The 6,435-nt window shown below is 66.5% G+C and carries 6 protein-coding genes; all 6 read left to right on the forward strand.

Annotation, left to right across the window (positions count from 1 at the left end; genetic code table 11):
• The coding region (locus BRAS3809_RS32355) for an ABC transporter substrate-binding protein (protein ID WP_035660007.1) at positions 1-600 on the forward strand (600 nt) is incomplete at its 5' end.
• Between the two features lie 26 nt (positions 601-626).
• The gene (ilvD, locus tag BRAS3809_RS32360) at positions 627-2,333 is read left to right on the forward strand and encodes a dihydroxy-acid dehydratase (RefSeq protein ID WP_035660011.1); all 1,707 of its coding nucleotides are present in this window, start codon (positions 627-629) and stop codon (positions 2,331-2,333) included.
• Between the two features lie 269 nt (positions 2,334-2,602).
• On the forward strand, positions 2,603-3,448 hold the full coding sequence (locus BRAS3809_RS32365) for an ABC transporter ATP-binding protein (RefSeq protein WP_008966228.1): 846 nt from the start codon (positions 2,603-2,605) through the stop codon (positions 3,446-3,448).
• Positions 3,445-4,221: an ABC transporter permease gene (locus BRAS3809_RS32370; protein WP_008966229.1), complete on the forward strand. Its 777-nt coding sequence runs from the start codon at positions 3,445-3,447 to the stop codon at positions 4,219-4,221. The genes BRAS3809_RS32365 and BRAS3809_RS32370 overlap by 4 nt, the downstream gene beginning before the upstream one ends.
• The gene (locus tag BRAS3809_RS32375) at positions 4,218-4,979 is read left to right on the forward strand and encodes an ABC transporter permease (RefSeq protein WP_008966230.1); all 762 of its coding nucleotides are present in this window, start codon (positions 4,218-4,220) and stop codon (positions 4,977-4,979) included. Before BRAS3809_RS32370 ends, BRAS3809_RS32375 begins: the two co-directional genes overlap by 4 nt.
• Before the next feature lie 33 nt (positions 4,980-5,012).
• Positions 5,013-6,059 (forward strand): 2,5-dihydroxypyridine 5,6-dioxygenase NicX family protein, encoded by a 1,047-nt coding sequence (locus BRAS3809_RS32380; protein WP_008966231.1) that lies wholly within the window; start codon positions 5,013-5,015, stop codon positions 6,057-6,059.
• Positions 6,060-6,435: the final 376 nt, after the last annotated feature.

Raw genomic sequence — 6,435 nt, forward strand, 5'->3', positions numbered from 1 at the left:
AAGACCATCGCCGACCTCAAGGGCAAGACGGTCGGCATCTCCGTGATCGGCGGCGGCACGCAGGGGCCGTTCAATCTGCTGCTGAAGCAGGCCGGGCTCGATCCGGCGAAAGACATCAAGCTGGTCGAGGTCGGCTTCGCGGTCGCCGAGGACGCGTTGCGCCAGGGCCGCGTCGACGCCGTCAACATGAACCAGCCGTTCGCGGCGCGCGCCGAGGCCAAGGGCGGCACCCGCAAGCTGTTCCAGCTCTCGGAAGCGATGCCGAACATCGTCCACATCCTGGAGGCCTGCCGCGCCGACTTCGTCGACAAGAACCCGGATCTCGTGAAGGCCTATGTCCGCGACATCACCGCCGGCATGAAGAAGGCGCTCGCCAACCGCGAGGAGACGCTGAAGGTCGTGTCCGAAGTGATGAAGGTTCCGGTGCCGGTCATCGACACCTATCTGCTCAAGGACAATGATTTCGGCCGCGATCCCGTCGCTGCGCCGAACTTCCCGGCGATCCAGAAGATGCTCGACATCTATGCCGAGACCGGCATGCTGCCGAAGCTTGACGTCGCCCAGTTCAAGCATCCCACGATCGTCGCGCCGATCCAGTAGGGCGGCGCGACGCGGAGCACGTATCGATGAGGAAGCTGCGCTCGCGCGTCACGGTGGAGGGGCTCGACCGCGCCCCGCACCGCGCCTTCATGCGCGCAATGGGCCTCGACGACGCCGACATCGCCAAGCCGATGATCGGTGTCGTCAGCCAGAAGGGCGAGCAGACGCCCTGCAACATGACGCACGACTTCCAGGTCGATGCCGCGAAGACGGGAATCTCCGAGGCCGGCGGCACGCCGCGCGAGTTCGCCACCGTCTCCGTGTCCGACGGCATCAGCATGAACCACGAGGGAATGAAGTTCTCTCTGTTCTCGCGCGAGCTGATCGCCGATTCGATCGAGGCCGTCGTGCACGGCCTCGCCTATGACGCGCTGATCGGCTTCGGCGGTTGCGACAAGACCTTGCCCGGCGTGATGATGGGCATGGTCCGCTGCAACGTGCCGTCGATCTTCATCTATGGCGGCAGTGCGCTGCCCGGCAAATATCAGGGCAAGACGCTCACGGTGCTCGACTCCTACGAAGCGGTCGGGAGCTACATGACCGGCGAGATCGACGCCGCCATGCTCGAAGGCGTCGAGCGCTCCTGCCTGCCGACCATCGGCGCCTGCGCCGGGCAGTTCACCGCCAACACCATGGGCATGCTGTCGGAGGCGATGGGCCTGTCGATGCCCAACGTCTCGATGATCCCCGGCGTCTATGCCGAGCGCGGCCACGTCGCGCGGCAGGCCGGGCGCCTGATCATGCGGATGCTCGCCAGCGGCGGTCCGCGGCCGCGCGACATCGTCACCCGCAAATCCCTGGAGAACGGCGCAGCCATCGTCGCTGCCACCGGCGGCTCGACCAACGCGGCGCTGCATCTGCCGGCGATCGCCAACGAGGCCGGCATCCGCTTCACGCTCGACGATGTCGGCGAAGTGTTCGCGCGCACGCCGCTGATCGGCAATCTCCGTCCGGGCGGCAAGTACACCGCCAAGGACGTCTACGACATCGGCGGCGCCGCCGTGGTGATCCGCGCGCTGATCGAGAGCGGCCATATCGATGGCTCCTGCATCACGGTCACCGGTCGCACGCTCTCCGAGGAATATGGCGCGGCCAATGCGCCGGATGGAGAGGTCGTGTTCACACCGGCCAGGCCGATGATGGCCGACGGCGGCGTCGCCGTGCTCAAGGGCAACCTTGCGCCGGATGGCGCGGTCATCAAGGTCGCCGGTCTCAAGAGTCTGGTGTTCGAGGGCCGTGCCCGCGTGTTCGAGGACGAGGAGGCCTGCGTCGCCGCCGTCCGCGCCCGCAACTACCAGGCCGGCGAGGTGCTGATCATCCGCAACGAAGGGCCGGTCGGCGGCCCCGGCATGCGCGAGATGCTCGGCGTCACTGCGCTGATCTACGGCCAGGGCATGGGCGAGAAGGTCGCGCTGATCACCGACGGCCGCTTCTCCGGCGCCACCCGCGGCATGTGCATCGGCTATGTCTCGCCCGAAGCCTTCGTCGGCGGCCCGCTGGCGCTGGTGCAGGACGGCGATCCGATCCGCATCGATGCGAAGGCGCGCACGCTCGACGTGCTGCTCGATGACACCGAGCTCGCGGCGCGCCGAAAAGCCTGGACACAACGGCCACCGCGGCACCGCGCGGGAGCGCTGGCGAAATACGCGAAACTGGTCGGGCAGGCACCGCTCGGTGCCGTGACTCACGAAGGTCCGGCCGAATGGCCCTGGTTCGATCAGGAGCAGGAATGAGCCGCGGCGGGCGACGATTGGCAGGGTTCTTGCAAATCTTGCGACCACACACCCCGTCATTCCGGGGCAATCGTCGAGGCGAAGCCTCGATGATTGAACCCGGAATCTCGAGCTTGTTAAGTATGAACGCCCGGCCAGCTCGAGATTCCGGGTTCAAGGCCTGCGGCCTTGCCCCGGAATGACGGTGGATGTGTTTCGAATGATTGACTGCCCGTCATGACTGATAACTTCGAGCCCCTCAGCGTGCTGCACTGGAAAGAGAAGGCGACATGGGTGTGACCCCGATCCGACCTGGCCAGCTCGCGGGCGTCTCCCTCGGGCGTCGTGCGGCCACGCCGATCATCGAGATCGAACATGTCTCGCAGGTGTTCAAGACCTCGTCGCGCCGCGACCACACGGCGCTGTCGGACATCTCGCTGACGGTGGGCGAGGGCGCCTTCGTGTCGATCCTCGGCCCCTCCGGCTGCGGAAAATCCACGCTGCTCTACATCGTCGGCGGCTTCGTCAGCCCGACCAGCGGCACCGCGAAGATGAAGGGCAAGCCGATCACCGGTCCGGGCCCCGATCGCGGCCCGGTGTTCCAGGAGTTCGCGCTGTTCCCCTGGAAGAGCGTGCTCGGCAACGTCATGTACGGCCCCTTGCAGCAGGGCATGAAGCCGGCCAAGGCCGAGGCGCTGGCGCGGACCTTGCTCGCCATGGTCGGTCTCACCGGCTTCGAAAAATTTTATCCGAAGGAGCTGTCCGGCGGCATGAAGCAGCGCGTCGCGCTGGCGCGCACCTTGGCCTATGGCCCCGAGGTGCTGCTGATGGACGAGCCGTTCGGCGCGCTCGATGCGCACACCCGCACGCGGCTGCAGAACGACCTGCTCGAGATCTGGGAGCGCGACCGCAAGACGGTGCTGTTCGTCACCCATTCGGTCGAGGAAGCCGTGTTCCTGTCCGACAAGGTCGTGATGATGTCGCGCTCGCCCGGCCGCATCCGCGAGGTCATCGACATCGACCTGCCGCGCCCGCGCCGCCGCGAGGAGCTGCTGCTCGATCCCAACTACCAGCGATACATCGTCGAGATCGAGCGCATGTTCGATGCCTCCGGCGACAACGAGCTGCCGTCATGAACGGGCTGCTGAAGCCGCTCGCCCCGGTGCTCGCCTGCTGCGGCCTGCTGCTGGCCTGGCAGCTCGCCTCGCTCGGGCTGAAGAACGACAGCTTCCCCACCGCGCTGGAATCGTTACGCGCGATCCCGCCGATCCTCACCGACAAGGAATCGCTGATCAACATCCTGGCCTCGCTGCGGCGGATGGCGATCGGTTTCGGGCTGGCGCTGGCGTTCTCGATTCCATTGGGGCTGCTGATGGGCCGCAGCCGCGCCACCGCCGCGTTCTTCAATCCGCTGCTGATGCTGATCTACCCGGTGCCGAAGGCCGCGCTGATGCCGATTATCATGCTGTGGCTCGGCGTCGGCGACATCTCCAAGACGCTGGTGATCTTCCTCGGCGTCAGCCTGCCGGTGATCTATCACAGCTTCGAGGGCGCCAAGGCGGTGGAAGAGAAGATGTTGTGGTCGGGCGCGGCCATGGGCCTGTCGCCGGGCGAGCGCCTGCTGCGCATCGTGCTGCCCGCCGCGCTGCCGGAGATCCTGACCGGCTGCCGCACCGGCCTCGTGCTGGCGCTGATCACGATGGTGACCAGCGAGATGATCGCGCGGCAGTCCGGCGCCGGCAACATCCTGTTCAACGCGCTCGACATGGGCCAGTACGACACGGTGTTCGCGATGATCATCATCGTCGGCGCGATGGGCATCTGCCTCGATGCCGCGTTCGAAATCGTCAGGCGCTGGCTGGTGCGCTGGTCGGAGCCGCAATTCGACATGCCCCTGAGCTTCTCATGACGCGCAGCTCCAACGACATCCTCCTCGGCGCCGCGCCGATCGTGCTGGTCCTGCTGCTGTGGCAGGGCCTGGTGTCGTTCGGCTACGCGCCGCCGACCCTGCTGCCGCCGCCGGGGCAGGTGTTCCTGCGCATGAGCCAGCAACTCGCCAGCCTCACTTTCCAGCAGGACGTCGCCGCGACCCTGTTCCGGCTGTTCGCCGGCTTCGCCATTGCCGTCGTGCTCGGCGTGTCGCTCGGCATCGCCGCGGCGGTGAGCCCGCCCATCAACGCCGCGGTGAAGCCGATCGTGCGCGTGCTGGCGCCGCTGCCGAAGGTCGCGCTGTACCCGGCGTTCCTGCTGCTGCTCGGCTTCGGCCATGAATCCAAGATCATGCTGGTGGCGGCGGACGCGCTGTTCCCGATCCTGCTGTCGACCTATTACGGCGCCACCAATGTCGAGCAGAAGCTGATCTGGTCGGCGCTCGCCGCCGGCACGCCGCCGCGCGACGTGCTGTGGAAGGGGGTGCTGCCGGCGGCGATGCCGTCGATCCTGACCGGCTGCCGCATCGGCCTCGTGATCTCCTGCATCGTCGTGTTCCTGGCGGAGATGATCACCTCGACCGACGGACTCGGCCACGTCCTGGTCACGGCCGCCCGTACCTTCCAGGCCGTCGACATGTTCGTGCCGCTGATCACGATCTCGCTGCTGGGTCTCATTCTCAACGGCCTGCTGCAGGGCCTGCGCGCCTATCTGCTGCGCGGCTTCCCCTCAGTCTGATAAACACAACGAACGACAATCGGGAGAACGACCATGCTGGCGGATCGCATCGAGGCGAAATGGATCGACGCATTCTGCGAGATCTTCGAGCGCTGCGCGGTGAAGGCCGGCGATACCGCCGCGATCCTGTCGGAGACGCAGTCGCGTCCGCTCAATGTGCACATCGCCGAGCTGGCGCTGCTGCGCATGGGCGCGCGGCCCTTCCATGTCGTGGTGCCCACGCCGCGCAACCCTCACCCGGTGCCGGTGCGCTCGACCGGCGCGTCGGAAGCGATCGGCAACCTCGGCCCTGTCGTGACGGCCTTGCAGCAGGCCGGCTTCGTCGTCGACTGCACCATCGAAGGCCTTATGCACGCGGTCGAAACGCCGGAGATCCTCAAAGCCGGCGCGCGCATTCTCGTGATCTCCAACGAGCACCCCGAGGCGCTGGAACGCATGCGCCCTGACTCGGCGCTGGAGAAGCGCGTCCGCGCCGCCGCCAAGATGCTGCGCGGCACGAAGCGCATGCGCGTGACGTCGAAAGCCGGCACCGATCTCGACGTCATCATGGAGGGCGCCTCCACCGTCGGGGTCTGGGGCTGGACCGATCGCCCCGGCACGCTGGCGCATTGGCCCGGCGGCATCGTCGTGAGCTTCCCGAAGAGCAAATCGGTCAACGGCACCATCGTGATGGCGCCCGGCGACATCAATCTCACCTTCAAGCGCTATCTGTCCTCGCCGGTCACGCTGACCATGTGCGACGACTACATCACGAACCTGGAAGGCGAGGGCGCCGACGCCGCGATGATGCGCGCCTATCTGGCGTCCTGGGGTGACCGCGAGGCCTATGCGGTGTCGCATGTCGGCTGGGGCATGAACCCGGGCGCGCGCTACGAGGCGCTGACCATGTACGACCAGCGCGACACCAACGGCACCGAGCTGCGCGCCGTCCCCGGCAACTTCCTGTTCTCCACCGGCGCCAACGAATTCGCCGGCCGCTACACGGCGGGGCATTTCGATCTGCCGATGATGGGGACGACGATCGAACTGGACGGCACGGCCGTGATCAAGGAGGGCGTGCTGCAGGACGTGTTCGGGTAGGCGTGGGGCCTCCGCCGTTAAGGCGCTGAGAGGTGCAGCGCCGGAGCCGGACGGTGCAAACCTCTCCCCGCTCTTTGCGGGGAGAGGTCGGATTGCGCAGCAATCCGGGTGAGGGGCATGGCACATCGCCAGCTCAGATCTGCGATGTATCGGACGAGCAGGATCGCTTCCCTCGATCAGAATGACTCGACGACGGCTGCACCACCCGTGCCGCTGCCCCTCACCCCAGCCCTCTCCACTTGAAGAACGGGGAGAGGGGGCGCAGCGGCGAGGGTCGCGCGACGGCAGTCTTTTGAGTTCCGAAAAAAATAAATCGATTGCCATTTTTCAAAAATCATGTTTCTATCCGCCATCCCGCCTCAAGCAGAGGGGCGTA

The sequence above is a fragment of the Bradyrhizobium sp. STM 3809 genome, assembly GCF_000239795.1.
Classification (GTDB): Bacteria; Pseudomonadota; Alphaproteobacteria; order Rhizobiales; family Xanthobacteraceae; genus Bradyrhizobium.

What these genes read in the sequence shown, in the direction of transcription:
- BRAS3809_RS32375 (WP_008966230.1), top strand. Translation starts at nt 4,218, where the DNA reads ATGACGCGCAGCTCCAACGACATCCTCCTCGGCGCCGCGCCGATCGTG.
- BRAS3809_RS32380 (WP_008966231.1), top strand. Translation starts at nt 5,013, where the DNA reads ATGCTGGCGGATCGCATCGAGGCGAAATGGATCGACGCATTCTGCGAG.
- BRAS3809_RS32370 (WP_008966229.1), top strand. Translation starts at nt 3,445, where the DNA reads ATGAACGGGCTGCTGAAGCCGCTCGCCCCGGTGCTCGCCTGCTGCGGC.
- BRAS3809_RS32365 (WP_008966228.1), top strand. Translation starts at nt 2,603, where the DNA reads ATGGGTGTGACCCCGATCCGACCTGGCCAGCTCGCGGGCGTCTCCCTC.
- ilvD (WP_035660011.1), top strand. Translation starts at nt 627, where the DNA reads ATGAGGAAGCTGCGCTCGCGCGTCACGGTGGAGGGGCTCGACCGCGCC.